Annotated in this window: 14 protein-coding genes; 5 read left to right on the top strand and 9 right to left on the bottom strand. The window is 43.6% G+C overall.

Going from position 1 to position 21,478, the window contains the following annotated elements; translation table 11 throughout:
* Positions 1 to 51: 51 nt before the first annotated feature.
* Complete coding sequence (locus tag J4N37_RS22340) at positions 52 to 1,635, top strand: BCCT family transporter (RefSeq protein ID WP_252042381.1); 1,584 nt, start codon at positions 52 to 54, stop codon at positions 1,633 to 1,635.
* Between the two features lie 105 nt (positions 1,636 to 1,740).
* Here the strand turns inward: J4N37_RS22340 and J4N37_RS22335 are convergent, their stop codons facing one another.
* On the bottom strand, positions 1,741 to 3,342 hold the full coding sequence (locus tag J4N37_RS22335) for a long-chain fatty acid--CoA ligase (protein ID WP_252042380.1): 1,602 nt from the start codon (positions 3,340 to 3,342) through the stop codon (positions 1,741 to 1,743).
* Between the two features lie 303 nt (positions 3,343 to 3,645).
* Between J4N37_RS22335 and J4N37_RS22330 the strand changes: the two genes are divergently transcribed.
* On the top strand, positions 3,646 to 4,305 hold the full coding sequence (locus J4N37_RS22330; protein ID WP_252042379.1) for an HAD family hydrolase: 660 nt from the start codon (positions 3,646 to 3,648) through the stop codon (positions 4,303 to 4,305).
* 158 nt (positions 4,306 to 4,463) lie between these two features.
* On the opposite strand, the gene J4N37_RS22325 is transcribed toward J4N37_RS22330, so the two are convergent.
* The 4 genes from J4N37_RS22325 to J4N37_RS22310 form a co-directional block, all read right to left on the bottom strand.
* On the bottom strand, positions 4,464 to 5,318 hold the full coding sequence (locus tag J4N37_RS22325; protein ID WP_252042378.1) for a DNAase: 855 nt from the start codon (positions 5,316 to 5,318) through the stop codon (positions 4,464 to 4,466).
* Positions 5,318 to 6,382, bottom strand: coding sequence for a hypothetical protein (locus tag J4N37_RS22320; protein WP_252042377.1), 1,065 nt, complete (start codon positions 6,380 to 6,382; stop codon positions 5,318 to 5,320). Before J4N37_RS22320 ends, J4N37_RS22325 begins: the two co-directional genes overlap by 1 nt.
* Positions 6,383 to 6,717: 335 nt before the next feature.
* Positions 6,718 to 8,592, bottom strand: a complete 1,875-nt coding sequence (locus tag J4N37_RS22315; RefSeq protein ID WP_252042375.1) for an Lnb N-terminal periplasmic domain-containing protein — start codon at positions 8,590 to 8,592, stop codon at positions 6,718 to 6,720.
* Positions 8,593 to 8,666: 74 nt separating this feature from the next.
* On the bottom strand, positions 8,667 to 9,149 hold the full coding sequence (locus tag J4N37_RS22310; protein ID WP_038884464.1) for a DUF3015 family protein: 483 nt from the start codon (positions 9,147 to 9,149) through the stop codon (positions 8,667 to 8,669).
* Positions 9,150 to 9,458: 309 nt separating this feature from the next.
* Between J4N37_RS22310 and J4N37_RS22305 the strand changes: the two genes are divergently transcribed.
* Genes J4N37_RS22305 through J4N37_RS22295 form a run of 3 tightly spaced genes read left to right on the top strand, consistent with a single transcriptional unit; the run spans position 9,459 to position 14,528 of the window.
* Positions 9,459 to 10,115 (top strand): TetR/AcrR family transcriptional regulator, encoded by a 657-nt coding sequence (locus J4N37_RS22305; protein WP_252042374.1) that lies wholly within the window; start codon positions 9,459 to 9,461, stop codon positions 10,113 to 10,115.
* Positions 10,102 to 11,430, top strand: a complete 1,329-nt coding sequence (locus J4N37_RS22300) for an efflux RND transporter periplasmic adaptor subunit (RefSeq protein ID WP_038894386.1) — start codon at positions 10,102 to 10,104, stop codon at positions 11,428 to 11,430. Before J4N37_RS22305 ends, J4N37_RS22300 begins: the two co-directional genes overlap by 14 nt.
* Positions 11,427 to 14,528 (top strand): efflux RND transporter permease subunit, encoded by a 3,102-nt coding sequence (locus tag J4N37_RS22295; RefSeq protein ID WP_252042373.1) that lies wholly within the window; start codon positions 11,427 to 11,429, stop codon positions 14,526 to 14,528. The genes J4N37_RS22300 and J4N37_RS22295 overlap by 4 nt, the downstream gene beginning before the upstream one ends.
* 104 nt (positions 14,529 to 14,632) lie before the next feature.
* Here the strand turns inward: J4N37_RS22295 and J4N37_RS22290 are convergent, their stop codons facing one another.
* From J4N37_RS22290 to J4N37_RS22275, 4 genes are all read right to left on the bottom strand, one after another.
* Positions 14,633 to 15,337 (bottom strand): hypothetical protein, encoded by a 705-nt coding sequence (locus J4N37_RS22290; RefSeq protein WP_252042372.1) that lies wholly within the window; start codon positions 15,335 to 15,337, stop codon positions 14,633 to 14,635.
* A 681-nt stretch (positions 15,338 to 16,018) separates the two neighbouring features.
* Complete coding sequence (locus J4N37_RS22285; protein WP_010453008.1) at positions 16,019 to 16,285, bottom strand: hypothetical protein; 267 nt, start codon at positions 16,283 to 16,285, stop codon at positions 16,019 to 16,021.
* 281 nt (positions 16,286 to 16,566) lie between these two features.
* On the bottom strand, positions 16,567 to 19,725 hold the full coding sequence (locus tag J4N37_RS22280; protein ID WP_252042371.1) for an efflux RND transporter permease subunit: 3,159 nt from the start codon (positions 19,723 to 19,725) through the stop codon (positions 16,567 to 16,569).
* A 13-nt stretch (positions 19,726 to 19,738) separates the two neighbouring features.
* A complete protein-coding gene (locus J4N37_RS22275; RefSeq protein ID WP_045385548.1) occupies positions 19,739 to 20,896 on the bottom strand; it encodes an efflux RND transporter periplasmic adaptor subunit in 1,158 nt (385 codons plus the stop codon).
* Positions 20,897 to 21,478 lie beyond the last annotated feature (582 nt).

The raw sequence follows: 21,478 nt of genomic DNA, 5'->3' as shown, positions 1-21,478 counted from the left end.
ATTGGTGTGAGGGAAATGCACGGCTTCCGAGCCCTAAAAAGCGAAGTAATTATGTCAAATATGACGAACGCCGCCTCTCATGCTCCTATTCAGGAGGCAGACTATTCTGCGATCCATCCTCCTTCCCTTCTAAAGCGCCTTGAACTCACTAACCCAGTATTCTGGCTAAGTGGTAGCTTCCTCACCGTGTTTGTATTACTTGCTCTGACGAATACAGACTCTCTGACCGCAATGGTTAACGCAGGCTTCGGGTTTGCGACTCAATACTTCGGTGCCTTCTGGCAAGTATTACTCCTTCTGAATTTCCTTATTGGTTTGGCTATTGCGCTAGGTCGTACGGGTTACGTGCGCTTGGGTGGTTTAGCGAGACCAGATATCGATACTTTTAAATGGTTATCGATTGTACTTTGTACCCTACTCGCGGGTGGCGGTGTTTTCTGGGCCGCAGCTGAGCCTATCGCGCACTTTGTTTCTGCGCCGCCTCTTTACGGTGAGGCATCACCAAAAGCATCTGCAATCAATGCACTTTCTCAGTCTTTCATGCACTGGGGCTTCCTTGCTTGGGCAATCTTAGGTTGTCTTTCTTCTGTGGTTTTGATGCACCTTCACTACGATAAGGGCTTACCACTTAAACCACGTACTCTGCTATACCCTGTATTTGGCGACAAGGCCATTAACGGTTGGATTGGTGACGTGGCTGACGCCTGCAGCATTATCGCCGTAGCCGCTGGTACTATTGGTCCAATTGGTTTCTTAGGCCTGCAGATCAGTTACGCGTTGAACTCGCTATTCGGCTTGCCAGATACCTTCATCACTCAAAGCATGGTGATTGTGGCTGCAATTCTAATGTACACCTTGTCAGCGCTAAGCGGTGTGAGCAAAGGCATCCAGCTTGTGAGCCGTTACAACATCATTTTGTCTGTAGCTCTGATCGGTTACATCCTGTTCTTCGGCCCAACCAGCTTTATTGTCGATGGTTACGTGCAAGGCATTGGCCGCATGGTGGACAACTTCTTCCCGATGGCACTGTATCGTGGTGACACGGAATGGCTAAGTTGGTGGACCGTGTTCTTCTGGGGCTGGTTCATTGGTTACGGCCCGATGATGGCAATCTTCATCGCGCGTATCTCACGTGGCCGTACCATCCGTCAGTTGATCCTGTCTATCAGCATCGGAGCGCCTTTGATCACCTGCTTCTGGTTCAGCATTGTTGGCGGTAGTGGTTTGGCATTCGAGCTAGAAAATCCAGGCTTGATCTCATCGGCATTTGAAGGCTTTAACCTGCCTGCGGTTCTGCTTGCGATTACTTCTGAGCTGCCTTTCCCAATGGTGATTTCGGTATTGTTCTTGATCTTGACTACGACCTTCATCGTGACAACCGGTGACTCGATGACGTACACCATCAGTGTGGTAATGACAGGCTCTACTGAACCCAATGCCGTGATTCGCTCATTCTGGGGCTTAATGATGGGTGTCGTGGCTATTGCGCTTATCTCGATGGGCTCAGGCGGTATCTCCGCATTGCAATCTTTCATCGTGATTACTGCCGTACCAGTGTCTTTCATTCTGCTACCAAGCATTTGGAAAGCGCCAAGCATCGCCAACCACATGGCTAGAGAGCAAGGCTTGGTTTAACGACGTAACCCAAGTCTTTCTCTTAATTAGATAAGAAAACGGCCCCGACACATAACCTGTGTCGGGGCCGAATATTATGGGTTGGACTCAAACAGCGTCACTACTTTACAGATGAAGTTTACGCAGCTCTTTCTTATCCACTTTACCTACACTGGTCTTGGCAATCTCGTCCACCAGCTTCACTTTGAGTAGTAGCGCTTCTCTGGCAAGGATGCCTTTCGTGATAAAGTCTTTCGCAAAGCCTAACAACGCTTTCTCTGTCACTTCAGCATCTTCTTTCAACGTCACCAACGCTAGTGGCACCTCGCCCCACTTATCATGAGGCATACCTATCACTGCAACTTCGGAAACCGCTTGGTGTTGATGCAGAATGTCTTCTAGTTCTAGAGAGCTTACCCACTCACCAGAAATCTTAATCATGTCTTTTACGCGGTCAGTGATCTTGATAAAGCCTTCATTATCGATATGCGCGACATCACCAGTGTGCAGATAGCCACCACGCCACAATGCTTTAGAGTTCTTGTTGTCTTTGTAGTAGCTTGGCGTGAGCCAAGGTGCACGAACAACAATTTCCCCTGCGGTTTCACCATCGTGAGGAAGCCTGTTCATTTCATCATCGACAATATGAGCTTCCACCAGCGCGACTTTCTTTCCAGTCTTAGAGCGGTATTCCGCTTGCTGATCGAGGTCAAGTTCAAGCTGTTCTGGAGTAAGTTGAACAATAGACAAAATTGGTCCTGTTTCGCTCATACCATAACCCGCAAACACGTCGATATCGCGTTCGAGTGCCGCTTTACACAATGCTTTTGGCAGTGCAGCACCACCAATCACAACTTTCCAACCAGAGAAATCAATCGATTTAGATTTTGGCGAGCTCAATAGCAGATGCAGGATGGTTGGCACACAGTGCGAGAACGTCACCTTCTCCTGCTCAATCAAGTTAAGCAGAACATCTGGAACATATTTGCCCGGGTAAACCTGTTTAACACCAAGCATGGTTGCCATGTACGGAAGTCCCCAGGCGTGGACGTGGAACATTGGCGTAATCGGCATGTAGATATCACCTTGATGCAGTCGACCTTGCGACGCATTAGTGCCGATGGTGCTCAATATCCCCATGGTGTGCAGAACCAGTTGGCGGTGAGTAAAGAACACACCTTTAGGGAAGCCCGTCGTACCCGTGGTGTAGAAGGTGGTCGCGATGGTATTTTCATCGAAATCAGGGAAGTTGTATTCGGTGCTTTCTTGCTCCAGAAGGCGCTCGTATTCACATTCATCGTTATCGCGCAAAACCACGTAACGCGTGACCGTATCAATGCGGCCTTTGATCTGATCCAGAATTGGCAGAAACTCTTCGTTAATAAGGAGAATGTCATCTTCCGCATGGTCGATAGTGTAAAGGATCTGCTCCGGAGACAAACGTACGTTGATCATGTGCAGCTTGGCACCAATCATTGGGATAGCAAAGTAGCATTCAAGATAACGGTGAGAGTCATAATCCATGACCGCTACCGTATCACCTTTCTTCACACCCATTTTGGTCAGCGCGTTAGCAAACTGTCTCACACGGTCATGAAACGTTTTGTAGCTGTGACGACGGTGGTTCGCATAGACGATTTCTTGCTCGGGGTTGAAAGCTACTGGGGAAAACAGCAAGTTTTTAATGAGTAACTGATAATTGGATGGATCATTTACATACTGGTTCATATCGGGGTTTCTTTTTGTATTTTTCTTAACGTTCGCTTTGCGAGTGACTCTATTATCGCTCAAAAGCGTTACTGTATTCAGTACACAAGAATGAGATTAGATTCGAAAGTTCTATTGTAGCTCTCTAACCCCAACTCAGAAATGCTTCACCCCTAATCATTGAAACTAAGTTTTGTGATAGTCCGAGAAAATGCAACGAAACCGTCACAGTTTGTCGTTAGCATACCTCACACACTCATAAGCCTCGCTCTATACTGAGCGACAAGTAACATCGAACTCAACCCAACCAGTGAGAACTGAACTATGTCCAAGCCTTTGTATGTATTTGATATGGATGAAACCTTAATCAACGCTGATTGTACAATGATTTGGAATGAATTTTTGGTGGAGAAAGGCATCGCCACTGCGACTAACTTTATTGAGGAAGATAAGCGTCTAATGGGCTTGTACGCAGAAGGCAATATGGACATGGAAGATTACCTCACGTTCTCCATGAAGCCGCTAGAAAACATACCTATTGAACAGGTAAACGCCTTGGTAGAAGAGTGCGTTGAAAACCATATTCTGACTAAACAGTTCCCTCAAGCCAAGACACTGATTGAACAACTGTCTGGTGATGAGATAGATATGGTCATCATCTCGGCCAGCGTCACTTTTTTGGTAGAAGCGGTTGGTCAACGCATCGGTATTCCTAACGCTCTCGGGATTGACTTAGTGGTGGCTGATAACCGTTATAGCGCAGAAATCGACGGAATCCCTAGTTACCGAGAAGGCAAAGTAACGCGCTTAAAACAGTGGTTAGAAACTCAGCCTGACAACTACTCAGAAATACATTTCTACACGGATTCGGTCAACGACTTACCACTGTGCGAGTATGCGGATTACGCTTACCTGGTTAATCCATGCCTTCGCCTGAAAGAGCACGCTGATAGACCGAATTGGCGAGTGTTGAGCTGGGGTTAATATGTCAAAAGACTGTTGCTCGTGCTAAATAATACCATAGTATTTATTTAACACTTGATTTGTGAAATTTCACAACAACTAAATACAAAATTAGCATTGAGGCTAAATATAATTAACCCAAGCAGTATATGTTTAAAGTTATCAGTAGTGAATATAAATTAATTTTTAATTATCTCAATATTTTCAAATACAATTTTCAACTTATCTTCAGAACAAGATTCCATAAAATCAGAGATTTCAAGCTTCTCTAGAAAGTCTTTTTCAAAACCATTATCTGATTGATTGATCCAATCTAACAATTTTCTTTTTGAAAGACTACCTTCAGAAATATATATGAATTCTATACTTAAAAAATAACCATCCCTAATTGGAGTATTATAAGACCTCATATATCTCAGCTTTCTTTCAAGATCACCTTCTGAGTATTTAGAGTAAGTATGCTGACCTATATTTACAAGTTCACATTTAATCGGAGGAAATCCTCTTAGTAGTCTTACTAATAAATAATCGTCTCTTTTTTTCTTAAAATCTATATCTTTTGGATTATTTCCCCATCGACTATTGGCATAATCTATAGCTTCACTCATAATCGATGTATGCTTGCCCCTCAATGAAGTTTCACTTGGACTGGGATCATGATAATAGTTTATGTAGTTCTTTTCCAATTCTTCAGATAAAATTTCTATATTTTCTACGTTATTATCAAAGTTTTTAATCTTTAGTCTAATAAAAACGCCTTCATTTGTTAGATTGCTTATTATAAATTTAGGAAAAATGTTACCAAATGAAAAGTAAAAATAAGCAATTTGAACTAATTTCTCGTGCTCTTCTATAGATAAAACCTTAGGAAAATTAGATAAAATAAAAGAGTTATAAAATATCTCATATTCTTTAACATTACTCGGGCATTCAAATGAAACTACCATATAGTCAATGCTAAAGTGTATTGGTAGAGATTTAGAAAAATCAGGTTTACCCCGAAATCCATCCTTGAGCAACTGATAAAAACTCATTAAACGCTCCGAATTTTCATATATTCATTGACACATTTTAACCTTTTTAAGGTATTTTTGTTTCCAGACATTATTAACTGCTTTCGGTAAGATTCAACACCAAAGTAAGGCAACGTATGAGGACTTTCTGTAATCTCCCCATTCATAACTAACCCTAGAAACTTACAACACCTTACCAAACTACTACATGTCAATTTATTCTCTCTTGCAGCAATATTTGGGACGATATCAAATGGATTTGTACGTGTTTTAGCGCTGTTGATTCTTAAGCCTATACGCTCCGCGTTTCGTCCCAACGTCTTGGTATTTGTTCCTCCAGCATGAACAACAAGCTCTTGATTGCTTAGCTTCAAACTAGGATTGTTTTTCCTCACATGAACCAACGCTGAGTTGAATATAATCGCACCTTGACTATGTACAGTCCACTTTACTGGTTGACCATTTTTAGCACACTGTTTCATCACTGCTGCAAGATGTTGTGCATTATGGGAAGTTTTCCAAGTCTTATCGAATGTACACTCTATAAGATCTAGTTTAGAGCCATCAGTAGGGTTGTGAAAGAGTGTATACTCTCTAGGGTTATCTTCGTTATAGGCGACTTGAGTATGAATCCCCATTAATCTGGCAGCTTTATCATATTGGTTGAGCATTCCATTTACAGTGGCATGTAGAGTATTTATGTTTTGAGTAAACCTCGAACCCGCGCTATCCCACTCAGCCATAAGTGCTTCAGCCTCATTTACGTTTTGAGTTCCGTCATATTTCCCATTTGCACCGAATTTCTTCTGAACGTGGTACATTTGAGTTCTTTGCTTTGAATGCACACTAACGTTTGCCCCATGCAACGTTTCATCGAACGCAATATCATGAATAACAACCTTTCCATCCTTTAGGACGCACGTTATTAGATAGTGGTAGTTTTTGAATGGATAGGTCGTACGAAAAATCCTTAGCAACGGATTTCGCTTGTGTCTAACAACAGATTTAGCGTTTGGATTGGCTGAGACAAAATATATTTCTTTTACTACTTGCTTTTGATCATACTCGTTTAGAGAGGAGAGCATAACAAGTGCCTGTCTCGAGATATTTATCTTTTTTGTATTAAATAACGAAACAGGGAAACTAATTCTTTTACAAAGAAACTTTTCCAGTTCGTTAGCTGATTTATTATTTACTGTTATGTAATCGAATCCATCTTTTCTTTCTATAAATTCCCAAGTAATTTTGTTATCTCATGAATACGATAATACAGAATGGTAATTGATATAGAGTCGAATTAGAGTTTTCTAAATGGTGATAGTGTTATTTCTTTGGTTTACTATAATAAAGTAGACTAATGATAGACAAATCAGTTTCATTATAACTAAACTGAGGTTGTATTTTTAAATACTCATTTCTATCAAAAGTAGCGAGCATAACTCATGCTAACTTCACTGCTCTTATTATGCTTAACATTTAGTCTCACATCCCAGTCCATTTCATTCCCAAACCTGCTTTCCCAATCTATCAATAATTTCTGTTCTGAATCAGCCCCCAAGCTAGAAGCAGGCATCAATTTCAAATGTGTTTTCCAATATTCACTAGCGGTATACAACGCACCAAACGTTATGTTTAGCTCTGAGTCTTTATAGTTTGATAGGTCGACATTTACTCCTGGCATGGCGTAAAAAGAAATGACGCCCTTGAGTTTCGTAGCCTTTCCTAACGATCCAAACCAACGAGCACGCTCGCAGTCATTGCAGCTTAAGTCTTTCTGTTCAATCGTGAAACGGGTACTCCATGCAAATTGACTATCTTCAAACAAGTCAACTTGTCGGATATTCAATGTTGAAACATTGAATACATCAAATTTATCTAACCAAATGTCTTGATTCGAAAACCTTACATTTCCGTCAAAAAATGTAGCATTTGAATCATTAAAACGCGAAGTCTCGAGATAAAGATAATCATAATATGCGGCCCTAAAATTGAGTTGACCAAATCCACCCAATTCTGAGTTGTAGCCTGTAGATAAACCTATTTTCATCGGATTTTGTGCGAGATGTGGCGGTGCAGATTTGGACATTTCCCACTCCAGATCTAAAGCTGGCAGTTTAAGCCTTTCTTGCATCAGCTTAATTTTTCGACTTTTGGCAAGATTCGCTTCATCTTCACTACCATCAACTATCGTCAGTTCATAATAATCAAACATCACGTTTAGCACTCGGCTTTTCTCATAAGATGAGAGCTGGGCGTAAGAATTGTTAGCAAAGAGCACTTTATCAATCGTCAAACTTTTAGCAGCTTCTTGCTCACGCCCTGTGAGTGCTAAATATTTATCTTTAATGCGAGAGTACTTCGACTCTCTTTTGTCGATCGACTTCACTAAAGGCAAGTTGTTATGTTGCTTATTTGGCAGCGCCTTGAAGATATCTAGAGGCATATCCCAAGGTTGAACATTTTTAAGTAAAGGTTCATCCAGAACAATACTTATGAAACTAGCCATGTAAGTCGCGCAGTTCCCATCTAAGAAGTAATAGCGAAACTCTTTGCCTTGCAACTCCCAAAGGTGAGATTCCAGTAATTTGAGCTCATCTTCCGTTAGGTTTAGTTCATATTCCCAAAGCTCACGCTGCTCTCCTTCAGCATACCCAAACTCATACCGATAATAATCCTCTTGGCTAAAACTCGCACTGTAGCCTCCCAAAAGTCCATAGGTCACATATTTGATTGGATTGTCTCTATGCCCCGTATTTGCACCAAAGTTAACGCTACTATCGAGTAGAGGTGTTTTTGAGCTGTAATATTGTCCTTCTTTGTTCAACTTCATCAATAAATGACCAAAGAAAGACGCAGGGTTTCCCATATACCCCGTCACAAAAATCAAGCTAATCGAATCTAGTTGATTCTCTTCCTGCCAACCTTCGAGCTTTTCGCAGCGCACTTTTGGCGCAGAGAATTGAGATCCTAATTGCTTTTTCAACCATAGATATCGTGCAGGGAAACGGCATTGAGCAAGCTCCTGATTTGTTCGATTGGCGTCGTTTTCAAATTCTTCTAATGTTGCAAGCAACTCGGCCTTTGGGTTCACGCGACCTTCAAGCGCAAAGAAAAACGCATCCGACTCAATCAAACTTTCGCCCCTTTGAAAGTGCAGGAGCTTTAACCATTGTGGGTGGTTTCCTAGCTGTTCGACAATTGCAGCTTTTTGGCTATCGATAGGTGAAGCGCTAGCGTTGACAGGGAGAAAAGCAACAAAAGATAAGTAGGCAATAGATGACAAAGGTTTGAGCATGGGGTCTAGTAAACTGAAATTATAAAAAGAAAAGGAGCGCTTTCGTGGCGCTCCTTTAAAAAAGAAAGTAAACGCTATGCAACGTTACATTGATTTGCAAACTGGCTAACTTCTTTCACTACAACGTTGTAGTAGTTTTGCGCTTTCTCAGTTTGAGTAGATCCTACATAGTTTGCATCTTGAATCATTTTGCCGAAATCCTGACGAATTCCATTAACGATTTCTGGGCGTACTGAGTTATCACACTCAAAGATATCTAGCATCGCCATCATATGTTCACCACTTCCCTGAACTGTATCCTGCTCGATTAGCGGGTAAGTATCATTAATAAATTTTGCTGCAGCCCAAAATGGGCCAGCACAAATTTCAGGTGTAGAAACATGTGAGGTCGTCGCCGTCGTTCCTAAATCCCAAACAATGTTGGTTGTTAGTGCTGGGAATCCTTTCAGAGTTGGGCCAGCTATCCAGTGACCTATACCACAGTCTTTCCAGAGGTTTGAAGCAAGAGAGGGTGTTGCGAATGCGATTAATACCACTGCAAGAAAAATTTTCTTCATATTATCCACTACCGTATGATTATTATAGAAATTTATAAAAAATTTTGAGTAATGAACTCTATTGAACCAATAAGATACAGTCAATTTATTTGTACAACGAATAACATATTCAGTGACATATGCGACAACAAGCCCCAAATACAATCCCAATTGCAAGTAATCTCATATAGAAAGTATCAGTCGTAATGTATCGTTTACTTTCTTAGTAAAAATTAATCACTTGATTAAATACTGATTAATTTTTCGCATGTCGTATAAGAAATCAGCGTCTTATAATTAATCAAATGTTTAATATCTTGAGAGACGATTGTGACGGAAGCTCATCGAAAGGCAGGAAGACCCACAGACAAAATCGACGCACGGGAGAAGCTGATTTTCCATGCGCGCGAACTCTTCACTATTATGGCTTATGACAAGGTATCTACTCGCTTAGTCGCGCAGAAAGCAGGCGTGAACGTAGCGATGATTCGCTACTACTTTGGCAACAAAGAGGGCTTGTTCGAGACCATGTTGCGCGAAACCCTGTCGCCGATGCAAAAGCAGATGCAGGCATTGATGTCAGACAGTAACGAAAAAAACTTCCTCGACTTAATGCGCACCTACTACCGCGAAATGATCAAAGCGCCACAGTTCCCGCGTTTGATTGCACAAGTCATGCATATGCCTCCTTCAGAAACCCAACGCAAGCTGCTCGAAAAAGTTATCGCTGATATCAGCAAGCCGATGCAAGGCGTGATCTTTGATAAGTTGATCGACAGTGGCGTTTTACGAAAAGACGCCGACCCTCAACTTTGTCGCGTTTCTTACATCAGCTTAATGGTGTTTCCTTTTATGGCTCCACCCTCTTTGCTCGCCCTTCATGGTATCGAGCTCTCAGAAGCCTTCTTGAACCGATTATTCGAACACAACATACAACTGATGAAACATGGATTTTTAGACTCGGGCGACCAATATGAAAATGAATAAAAAGCTGCTGTTCTTTCCTGCCCTTGCTGTTGGGGTCGTCATTCTATTTTTGGCCATTAGCCTCAAGCCAGATTTGCCCGTCAAGCCTGCGGGTGATCGTGCAAGGTTAGTCGAGACGATCCCTCTTGAGCTGAAAGCGATTGCACCTGTTGCTATTGGCTTTGGTAAAATCGCACCGAAAGTTGAATGGAAAGCGATAGCCGAAGTGACCGGTAAGGTGGTTTACCGTCATCCGCAACTGGAAAAAGGACAAGTGCTGCAAGCAGGAACGGAAATCTTGCGCATCGATCCACTCGATTACGAATTGAAACTGGTTCAAGCTCAAGCCGATCTCAAATCTGCCCAAACCTCTCTGGCTAAGCTGAACCAAGAAGAAGCGAATCTCAAAAGCACCCTCAAGATAGAAGCCAACCGTCTGGTTATCGCCAACAAAGAGTTAGACCGTAAACAAAACCTGCGCAAGAAAGGTCTAACGTCTCAATCAGATGTAGATCAGCAAGAGCAAAGCGCGCTCTCTCAACGTAAGTTAGTTTTGGATATCGAAAACCAAATAGGTTTGATGCCGGATGAAAAGCGCGTCGCAGAAGCCCTAGTTAAGGTCAATGCATCAAAAGTGGATGAAGCGAAACGTTCGCTTGATAAAACCATTATCACCCTTCCTTACGACTTGCGTATTGCAGAAGTCGAAATTGAGCAAAACCAAGTGGTGAATCTACAACAGACCATGGTGACCGGACATGGTATTGATGTCATGGAAGTGGAAGCTCAACTGTCCATACATGACATGCAAACTTTGGCAGCGAGTATCGGTGAGTTTGTCCGTGATGAATCTGGTATTCCACAACCTGATATGAATGCGATTCATGCCAACATTGAACTCAGCAGCGGTAACCTCTCTGCAAGCTGGCCAGCGAAAGTTGCACGCATCAGTGAAACGGTTGATCCAAGTCAAGCGACGGCCGGTGTGATTCTGGAAATTGAACAAGACTACCGTGCATTAAACCCAACCTCTGCGCCTCCATTGGTGAACGGCATGTTTGTGCGAGCCTTGATTGAGGGGCAAGAAAATCCGAGTTGGGTCATCCCAGAGCGTGCACTCCATGGCGATAAGATTTACCTGATGGGCGATGACAATCGTCTACAAGTGGTGACGGTTGAAGTGTTATATCGCCGAAATAACCAAGTGGTGATCGATGGCGAATTGGAGCAAGGTCAGAAACTGATCATCAACGATTTGCTGCCTGCGATTAATGGCATGCTATTGAAAGAATCACCTGAACAGTCAGAAGCCACTGTTGAGGAGTCTGATTCATGATCCGATTCTTCGCCAAGCACCCAACAGCAGCCAACTTGTTGATGCTAACGCTGCTGATATTGGGGATTTCTTCGCTTTCCACGATTAAGCGGGAAACCTTTCCTGAGTTTGATCCGCCCTACATCCTAGCCGGTGTGGTTTACCCTGGCGCTTCCCCGCAAGAAGTCGAAGAGAGTATCTGTGTCCGAATGGAAGATGCTGTTGATGGCCTTACTAACATTGAAGAAACGCAATGTGAAGCGATTGAAGGCTCTGCGCGTCTTATCTTAAAACTGAATGAAGAAGCCGACATCGGGCGCATGCTGGTCGACGTTCAAACTCAGATCAACTCAATTAATGACTTCCCGCAAGAGATTGAATCTCCTGTGGTACAAGAGTTGGATTGGAATGAGCCAGTTGTGGATGTCGCCATCACCGCAGATACCACATGGCCAGAGTTAAAAGCTTACGCAGAACAACTTAAGCGCACATTAAAGCTCGATTACGATGTGTCTTTAGTTGAAGTTGCAGGCTTCTCTGACCACCAATACCGAGTAGAGTTAGATACTCAAGCTATTCGACAACTTGGCTTGAGTGTTGGTGATATTGCTGAGCAGATTGGTCGTCAGAACGTCAAGTTGCCAAGTGGTAATGTCGAAACGCCAGATAAGAACTTTCTGATCCGCTTTGACGAACGACGCGTGACGCCAGAAGAGCTTAAGACTATCGTCGTGGGCTCTGGTCCAAATGGGTCAATCATCCGTCTAAGAGACATTGCGACGATTACCGACCGATTTGAATTGGACGAACAGAAAGTCCTCTTTGATGGTCACCCTTCTGCCCTACTAAAAGTCAGCAAAAACAAAGAAGACGATGCACTGCGCATTAAAGAACGTGTTGCTCAATTTGTCGAAGAACAACAAGCCATTGCACCAGATGGTGTGATGCTACAAATGACTAATGACCTTTCATCCGTGCTTTGGGATCGCCTGACCATGATGGTCAAAAACGGCTGGCAAGGTATCATTTTGGTCTTCGCCACCATGTGGTTGTTCTTTAGTTTTCGCTACTCTTTTTGGGTCGCGGCTGGTTTACCCGTAGCCTTCTTAGGTGGCTTATTTTTGATGGCGCAACTTGGCCTGTCCATCAACATCATGTCTTTGGTCGGGTTACTCATGGCCATCGGTATCATGATGGATGACGCCATCGTTATTGCTGAATCGATTGCCGCTCACCTCGACCGAGGAGAAGAGATAGATGATGCCGTAATTAAAGGGGTGAAAAAGGTACTGCCGGGGGTGATTTCTTCCTTCCTAACCACGGTGTGTATTTTCGGTAGCTTGTTATTCTTGCAAGGTGAAATGGGTGCTGTACTTAAAGCGGTTCCTCAAGTTCTGATCCTCGTATTGAGTTTGAGTTTGGTGGAAGCCTTCTTGATCTTACCTAACCACCTTTCTCATTCCCTGCATAAACAAAAGCAAGAGCGAAAGACACCGAAGTTCAAACAAAAGCTGCTCGCTTCTTTTGAAAACTTCCGCAACACCACCTTGGTCAACGCAGTCGATAAAGTGGTCGAGTATCGCTATGCCTTTATGGGTGGCGTGGTTGCCTTGCTTCTTATCTCCGCTGCCACGTTAGTTGGCGGTTTGCTCAAGTTCCAACCCTTCCCTGAGTTGGATGGTGATATTGCAGAAGCGCGCATTATTCTTCCTCCGGGTTCTTCTCTGTCTCAAACGGAAGCTGTCGTCGATAAGATCGTCGCTTCCGCTCAAAAGCTAGATAAAGAATGGACAGAAAAAGTGGAAGACGGCAATCCATTGGTTCTGCACATCACCAGTCAATTCAATGCTAACGCCGACGCGAATGAATCTGGCCCTCACATTGCCACGGTACGTCTGGATTTGCTGGGCGCCGAGAGTCGTAACACACTCATCGATGAATTTATCGACGCATGGCGCGAAGACATTGGTGAACTTGCCGATCCTATCTCACTGGTATTTAAACAACCGACCATGGGGCCGGGTGGACGAGCGATTGAAATTCGAGCGAAACATGATGATCTGGATGCGCTCAAAGCGGCCTCTATCGACATTCAGCAATACTTGAATGAGTTTGACGGTGTTCATGGCGTGTTGGATGACATGCGTATGGGTAAAGAAGAAGTCTTGGTTAAACTGCGTCCGGGGGCAGAAGCTTATGGGATTAACGGGCAACTCATCGCCAATCAATTGCGCGCGGCTTTCTTTGGCCAAACCGCAGACGAAATCCAAGTTGGGGTTGAAAACATTTCCATCGAAGTTCGCCTTGATAAAGCGCAAGCTGGTGACTTACAGCAATTGGCAAACTTCCCAATTATCTTGTCCGATGGCAGTCAAATTCCACTCGCGACCATTGCGACTTTGGATTTCCAACGTAATTACGTAAGAATCCAGCGCGTCGATGGCTTGCGCACTGTGAGCGTATTCGGCGATATCGACAATACGAAAGCCAACTCAACCGCCATTATTCTTCAGTTCCAACAGGATGAAGCGCCAAAGTTGATGCAAAAGTATCCTGGTCTTCGCTTTGATTTTGAAGGCGAAGCCAAAGATACCGCTGAAACCGGGGCATCAATGGGTAAAGGCTTCTTGCTTGGTTTGTTTGGCGTGTTTGCGATTCTGAGTTACCAATTCCGCAGTTATTTGGAACCATTCGTCGTCATGCTTGCGATTCCCCTCGCCTTTATTGGCGTGGTATGGGGACACATCCTACTTGGTCACTCATTAAGTATGCCAAGTATGATGGGCTTCGTCTCACTAGCGGGGATTGTGGTGAATGACTCGATTCTGTTAGTTCAGTACATACGCCATCATGTCGATGAAGGGGATAATGTGCACGACTCGGTAGTCAAAGCCAGTCGAGAGCGCTTTAGAGCAGTATTCCTGACATCAATGACCACTGCAGCAGGTTTGCTTCCGTTACTGACTGAAACCAGCCTGCAAGCACAGGTTATCCAACCGCTGGTTATCTCCATCGTGTTTGGTATTTTTGCATCCACTCTGCTGGTGTTGTTTATGATCCCTGCCGCGTATGCCATTTTAGCTGACTTCGGCCTAGTCCATAAACACGAAGAAATCTAATGAGAAAGGCGCTAAAACAGCGCCTTTTTTCATGATGCTGTACCGTCCTAAATAAGGTTGACACATTTCCAAAATAGGACAATTGAGACAAAGGCTGGCTGATGTTAAGACTTTACTTTCTTTTTGATTGGTATCGGCTTTACCCATGGTTTCATTCGAGGGCAACGCTTTTTTGACAACTGTACTATATTTTTTGCTTCATTGAGACTAAGGAACACCTCGCTAAAAACATAGTACACACCTTGGATATGATGAACATCTAGTGGAATTCCCGCGCAATTAAACTCTTCAATATTCGGTTTTGTTTTCCCTGCATAAAACTGCACGATATTCACTGTTACCATTGCAGATTCATTAGCTATTGAAGTTTTGATTTTCCTTTGTGTCGAAATATTAGATTCGTTAACTTTTGGCTTATCCGAATCTTGAGTCAGCAAAGAACAAGAGTCTTCATTTATTGGAAACAACAGAGGTTCATTTGTCCCATTCAAGATAGAAACACTCTTTACTTCTCGCTTTAACTCACATTCATTTGCAAGAATGTATACGGCCAACTGATCAATGCGACATTTTTCTCTTGTCACGACATTGAGGCTCGAGCCCGTCTGCTTCACTGCTAACGTACAGTGCGGCGCTATCGTTTGATGTGGCTCACTTTTGTTCCATTCATTTATAGCTCTCTCTAAAGCCTTAGGGACTTCAGCCCATGAAGAAAATGACACCAGAGAGAAGACCGAAAAAACAACAACTGTGGAGAAAAGCCTAACTAGGGCAATCTTACAAAATCCAACGTCATATAGTTTTTGCATTGTAACTTCTAAACATCAGCGGACAATTTCAATATCATATAACGAATAATATGCTTGGTGAACAAAACAAGGACAACACCACAAACAAACAACAATTGCGCAACAAATACATCTTATTGCATATAGATATGAACTTATATTGAAAATGATTTCAGATTAAGATTTATTTTAAAGTTATAAGAAAAAAGAAACGCCGAACATTTATTTATATGAGGCAGCAACAATACGCTTCAACATTACACAAAACACACAAAACCACCCCGATAACTAACGATAATGGAATCATTGTTTTAACAATTAACATTTTAACAATGATTTAAACAATGTTAACTTTACCTACGTTGGTCGCACTGGTGGTAAGCCTCTCACCAAGCCTATTGTCAGTATGATATGGACGTTCGACCACCTCCAAAATGAATAGACACCAATTTGGTGCCCTTTTTTCGCCCGTGAAGGTATTCTTCGCGGGCTTTTTTCTATCTGCCGTGTTTCTCCTACTCAATTCCCAGTTTTAGCGCCCCCTTCTTAATCAACAGGCATAAAAAAGCCAACCCAATTGATAGGTTGGCAAACAGAGCAACAAGGTTGACACAGACTGCTCACTAGCGCCACACTTGTATCGGATGCACTCTGGTTAATCACTCATCCTTGTGACTAACACGGAATCTTTGTGGTCAGAGGTTATGACTTGGTTGCCCCTGTCTTCTGGCATTTGATCTTTACCAGTTGAGCTTGTTGTTCTTTGATGTGTTTAACAATACGGTCATCGCGTTCATCAATTGCGTCCATGTTCATTTGTTCGATGTCCGCTACTGCCTCATGCTTCATTGTTGTAAATTCTTGACGTAGATCCGCACTCCACTCTTCTTTGTCTAGAGTGTTAGCAGCAGCGATTGGTGATGACATTACAGCAATAAGACCTAGAGTAGATAGAAATACGCTTTGCATAATAAGCTCCTTAAGGATTAGCAGTTCATTGGGTTGCACTTTATACATTGCACATAGGATGCCAACTTTTTAAACCTTAAATATCAACAACTTAAATTTTAGTTAATTTTCCTACCATCTGCTGAATGGTGAATTTCACACACACAGTGTTAAATTAACCAAGTAAATTTATGAATATTTAATCATCCACTCAGCTTATAGTATAGAGAGTCTATTCCAGTTCGCTTAAGGCATAAAAAAAGCAGCCCGAAGGCTGCTTTAGATTTTCGTTTTAGGTGAAACTAGCTTTGCGTACTTTCGTTACCGACAGTATTTGATGACCGTGATTTGAACTTACCTATCAAACGACCAAAGAATCGTTTAACAATGCGGAAGATGTTTTTAATGTCCTCTAGCATCAGGTACAAACAAGGTACAAGAATCAAGGTAAGGACAGTTGCAAACAGAACGGCAAAACCAAGTGCGACCGCCATAGGGATAACAAAACGAGCCTGCAAACTGGTTTCAAACATGATAGGTAGAACACCTGCGAAGGTGGTAATCGACGTCAACGTTATCGCTCGAAAACGTGCGCAACCAGCTTCAACGACCGCCTGCTTAATACTCATGCCTTTTTCTCGCACTTGGTTAACGTAATCCGTCATCACCAAGGAATCGTTGATAACCACCCCCGCTGCCGCAATTAAACCAAATGTCGACATCATGCTGATGTCCATATCCAGCCAGAAGTGTCCCCAAATCGCCCCCGTTAAGCTAAATGGAATCACCGACATGACGATAAGCGGTTGGGTGTAACTCTTAAGTGGCACAGCTAGCAAGATGTATACGATGATCATGCCTGCAATGAAGAACATGATTTGCTCGTTACGCTGCGCAGCTTGCTCTTCGATGTCACCACCCAATTCCGTTTTCACACTTGGGAAGGCTTGCTTCATGTCCGGTAAGATGTTGTCGTCGATAACTTTCACGACTTCTTGAGGTTCAACCAACTCTTCATCTATAGAGCCATAGACATAAACGGTTTGATAACCGCCTTCACGTCGAATGGTAGTCACGCCCGGTTGCTCGTTGATTTTCACCACATCACCAAGCATGACCTTTTTGCCTGCTGGTGTGGTAATCACAGCGTAACGCAGTGATGAGAAGGCTTCACGCGTCAGTTGCGGGTAACGCACCATAACCTTAATTTCTTCGCCATCACGAATAATGCGCTGCGCTTCACCACCGTAGAAACTGCCACCTACTTGCTCTGCGATCATGGTGAGATCCAAGCCCAAATCATAAGCAACAGGAGCTAGTGATAGCAGTACCTCTTTACTACCAGAATCGATAGAGGAAGAGATATCGTACAGGCCTTCCTCTTGCTGGAGGCGGCCAATCAGGTAGCGACCTGCTTCGTTTAGCTCGTTAATGTCCGAACCAAACAGCAAGTAACCAAATTCATCACGGTCACCGCCACCTGCACTTTGTTCACGGATCTTAAAGCTCTTCATGCCCGGAATAACTGGCATTGCCTCACGCCAGCGACGTGCAAGTTCAAAGGTATTGAATGGGCGCAGTTCTTCATCCACAAGCGGTACAAGAATACGACCTTCAGTACGGCTGCGGTTGTAAGAAAGCACATCACGAATCATCCCCTGACCATGCTCATCAATGATCTGGTTTTCGATTTTCTGCATCACGCCTTCAATGGTTTTTAACGCATTGATGGTTTGCTCGCTCGATACAGTGTCATTCATCTCAATCGTAATCGCCGGATAATCCGTTGGAACTTTCGGGTTTGGAATCACACGCACGTAGTTCGAGCTAACTAAAGCAGCACTAATCAGTAACAGACCACAGAAGAAGGCAAAAACGGTCCAACGCCAATGGGTACAAGCCTTAACGAAGCTGCGGTAAGGACCATTAACAAAGCCGAAGAAACGCTTGTTGAAATTATCACGCCAACCGCCTGCTTTGATTGGTGTAAAGTTGGTGTGTGCTAAGTGAGCTGGAAGGATCAGCTTAGATTCTATCAAGCTAAAGATAAGGCACAGGATCACGACACCCGCAATGCCGTAGAAGAAGGCACTATCGATCCCACTTGAGAGTAGAAATGGGGCAAACACCGCTATCGTAGTTAATACACCAAAGGTCGCCGGAGTCGCGACACGCTTAACACCCGTCACAACGTTCTCAACACCACCACCCTTCTCTTCGATCTCACTGTAGGCACTTTCCCCGGTTACGATGGCGTCATCCACCACGATACCGAGCACCATGATAAAGGCGAACAAAGACACAATGTTCACGGTGATACCCAGCATTGGCATCATCATCACTGCGCCTAAGAAACACACTGGTAGCCCCAACATTACCCACATTGCTAAGCGGAAACGAAGGAATACCGAGAGCATGATAGCAACCAATGCGGCACCTTGAAGAAGGTTCTTCAGCATCATGTCGAGACGACCATTTAGGTAGTAAGTCATATCGACGAGAACTTTCAGTTGAATGTCATCAGGTAAGGTTTTGTTCTTTGCTTCGATGTAGTTACGAACGGATTCAGCCACCGGGATGATGTTTTGATCACGCGTGGCTTGAACCGCCATGTAGATCGCGTTTTGACCCGAGTATTCGAAGTAACGATCTTCTTCGGTGAAGCCGTCTTTAATCGTTGCGATGTCTTGTAGCAGAACTTTTGCCCCATTCGCTCCCAGCTTAACTGGAATATTGCGAAACTCATCACCGCGGTAGTATTGGTTTTCAATACGAACTGCGATCATGCCTGCGTTGGTTTTTACTTCACCAGCAGAAAAGTTCGCTGAGTAACGACGAATCGCGTTGCTCACATCACTTAGCGTTAAGTCATATTTACGAAGAATCAGCGGATCGACTTCTATAGCAATCTCTTCTTCTGGTGCATTGAGATCCACCAGCATGACATTTTTCAGTTGGAGTAATTCGTCTTCGACTTGTTTAGCGATAGGTTTGAGTTCTTCCAGTGGTCTATCGCCCACCAAGCCCATTTCTATCACCTCTTGTCGCCATTCCACCTGATAAACGTTGATGGGTTCCATGCCTGCCGGCAAATTGGATAAGGTGTCTACCCGTTGCTTTACATCGTCCAATACGCGTTTGATGTCGGCATTCACATCCACTTCTATCGATACATAAGCGCTGCCTCGAGAAGCTCGTGCCACGGTCTTTTTGATGCCAGTAACGTCTTTGATAGATTCTTCGACTTTAACCAAGATGCTCTCTTCAATCTCTTGCGGAGAGGCACCAGGATAAGCCGCCCGAATATTGATGTAGTTGACTTCAACGTTTGGAAACATCTGGCGTTGAATGAACATGAAGCTCACGATACCCATCACAATGATGAACACCATCATTAGGTTTGCGGCAACTGAGTTATTCGCAAAATAGGCGATGATGCCTTTTTGTTGATTATCTTCCATGTTTGACTCCTAACTACTGTACGACGGTTTCGGAGTCGTCATTCTTTTTTGCGACTTGAACTGCCATGCCCTGTTGTGGGTACTCAGGCAAAGTTAGAACCAGCTTGTCCGATTGCTCTAGGCCCTCACCGACGAGGAGAAACTCACCTTCTGCACGAAGCACATTAACGGTTCTTGGTTGCAGTTCATTTTCACCGTTCACAACCCAAACTGTGCGATTTTTCACTAACTCTTGAGGAAGGCGGTAAATGTGTTTGAGCTCTTTACCAGTAAAGCTCACTTCAACATACGAACCAAACTTAATCGGTGGCTGATTGTTGTCTAGGCCATATGGGTCTCTAACTTGGATCACCATGTTAATCATGCGCGTCGCACTATCGATCATGCCAAGATCTCGAACGACTTTACCTTCACGAGTGGTAGAGAGAATCCCTTGTTGGGTCACCGTAGCATGTAGCTCTTTCAATGATTCAGGTAAGAACGCACTGTCAAAGCCTGCGATAGGCACGTGAATCTCTGCCACTTCGATATTGTTCAACGTTGCAACGCGAGAACCTGAAGAGACAAACTGCCCGACCCCAATTTCACGCTCAACCACTAGCGCATCATAAGGCGCCACTACCTTGCAGTTTTCTAGATCGCGTTTCGCTCGTTTCAACGCAGCTTGAGCAGACTTAACTTGCGCTTGCGCACTAAGTACTTGCGGCTTACGTAGGTAAAGATCGGTCACTTGCTTGTCGCTTAGTTTCTTCGCCTGACGCTTCGCCACTTCCGCTTTTGCCTGCTCTTCAATCAGCGAAGCACGCGCACTCGCTAGTCCCGCTTCAGCTTGTAGAACAGCCGCCTCATAGTTATCACTCTCTATCGTGAAAAGAACCTCACCACGCTTAACAATACCACCCGTTACGAAGTTTGGATGCCAACTCACCACCTCACCGCTAACTTGAGCAGCTAGGTGTGTCTTTTCAAACGGAACCATTTCGCCATGGCTAGTAATAACAACTTTATGATCGGTAGGAAAGAGTGAAGATATTTGTACTGTCGGTTCACTGATGGTGTCTTTGATTGACTCTTTTTCCGGCGCCGTTGCAGCGATTGCGGCATAACCCGCATAAGAGCCACCAATGACAGCGAAAGGTAAAAGCCAACGTAATACTGGTTTTGCTAACATCGAAAATCCTTTTTATTTTTGTATTCTTCCATTTGTCCCCATTAGGCCTTGCCTTAAAGCCGAGTTAAAAAGCCAATTGCTCAATAACCTTGCTACCTGCTCCCCGCGGACAAACAGTGAGGTTTTGCATCTGAAATAGACAACTTTATAAGAGAGCCGTGCTTGCGTTGTTTTTGCAAATATCCATCACAAGTAAACTATCCATGGCAAGTTAATAAAATTAACAAAAAGTTAACCATCTTCGCAAGTTACAGCCTCTCTCGCTCACTCTTTATATGCAATGAGCACGCCAAAGCATTAACCATTAAATATCAACAACTTACTTTGAAAGTGTTATTTTTCACAGTTCAGTGTTGGCAATAACCACCAGATATTAGTGATATTGACCAATTACACCGAAAACATCACCCAAAAACATGATATTGTCCGCCCGAATAATATCGTTTCCAAAATGGCTATCATCCAAACCGGACTCAGTGGTCTATTGAAAAATCTGCGACTTTGCGACAAGCATGCACGTTACCAGTCTTCGAAGCTTGATATATAATCAAAGGGTTGCGTCGTGTATTAACAAGGAAGTGT

The organism is Vibrio sp. SCSIO 43153 (assembly GCF_023716625.1).
Taxonomy (GTDB): domain Bacteria; phylum Pseudomonadota; class Gammaproteobacteria; order Enterobacterales; family Vibrionaceae; genus Vibrio; species Vibrio rotiferianus.
Note: the sequence above shows the minus strand (reverse complement) of the source record. Positions and strands in the feature narration are given on the sequence as shown.

Excerpts from the sequence above, each read along its gene's own strand:
- J4N37_RS22340 (WP_252042381.1), top strand. The coding sequence starts at position 52 with ATGTCAAATATGACGAACGCCGCCTCTCATGCTCCTATTCAGGAGGCA.
- J4N37_RS22335 (WP_252042380.1), bottom strand. The coding sequence starts at position 3,342 with ATGAACCAGTATGTAAATGATCCATCCAATTATCAGTTACTCATTAAA.
- J4N37_RS22330 (WP_252042379.1), top strand. The coding sequence starts at position 3,646 with ATGTCCAAGCCTTTGTATGTATTTGATATGGATGAAACCTTAATCAAC.
- J4N37_RS22325 (WP_252042378.1), bottom strand. The coding sequence starts at position 5,318 with ATGAGTTTTTATCAGTTGCTCAAGGATGGATTTCGGGGTAAACCTGAT.
- J4N37_RS22320 (WP_252042377.1), bottom strand. The coding sequence starts at position 6,382 with ATGCTCTCCTCTCTAAACGAGTATGATCAAAAGCAAGTAGTAAAAGAA.
- J4N37_RS22315 (WP_252042375.1), bottom strand. The coding sequence starts at position 8,592 with ATGCTCAAACCTTTGTCATCTATTGCCTACTTATCTTTTGTTGCTTTT.
- J4N37_RS22310 (WP_038884464.1), bottom strand. The coding sequence starts at position 9,149 with ATGAAGAAAATTTTTCTTGCAGTGGTATTAATCGCATTCGCAACACCC.
- J4N37_RS22300 (WP_038894386.1), top strand. The coding sequence starts at position 10,102 with ATGAAAATGAATAAAAAGCTGCTGTTCTTTCCTGCCCTTGCTGTTGGG.
- J4N37_RS22295 (WP_252042373.1), top strand. The coding sequence starts at position 11,427 with ATGATCCGATTCTTCGCCAAGCACCCAACAGCAGCCAACTTGTTGATG.
- J4N37_RS22290 (WP_252042372.1), bottom strand. The coding sequence starts at position 15,337 with ATGCAAAAACTATATGACGTTGGATTTTGTAAGATTGCCCTAGTTAGG.
- J4N37_RS22285 (WP_010453008.1), bottom strand. The coding sequence starts at position 16,285 with ATGCAAAGCGTATTTCTATCTACTCTAGGTCTTATTGCTGTAATGTCA.
- J4N37_RS22280 (WP_252042371.1), bottom strand. The coding sequence starts at position 19,725 with ATGGAAGATAATCAACAAAAAGGCATCATCGCCTATTTTGCGAATAAC.
- J4N37_RS22275 (WP_045385548.1), bottom strand. The coding sequence starts at position 20,896 with ATGTTAGCAAAACCAGTATTACGTTGGCTTTTACCTTTCGCTGTCATT.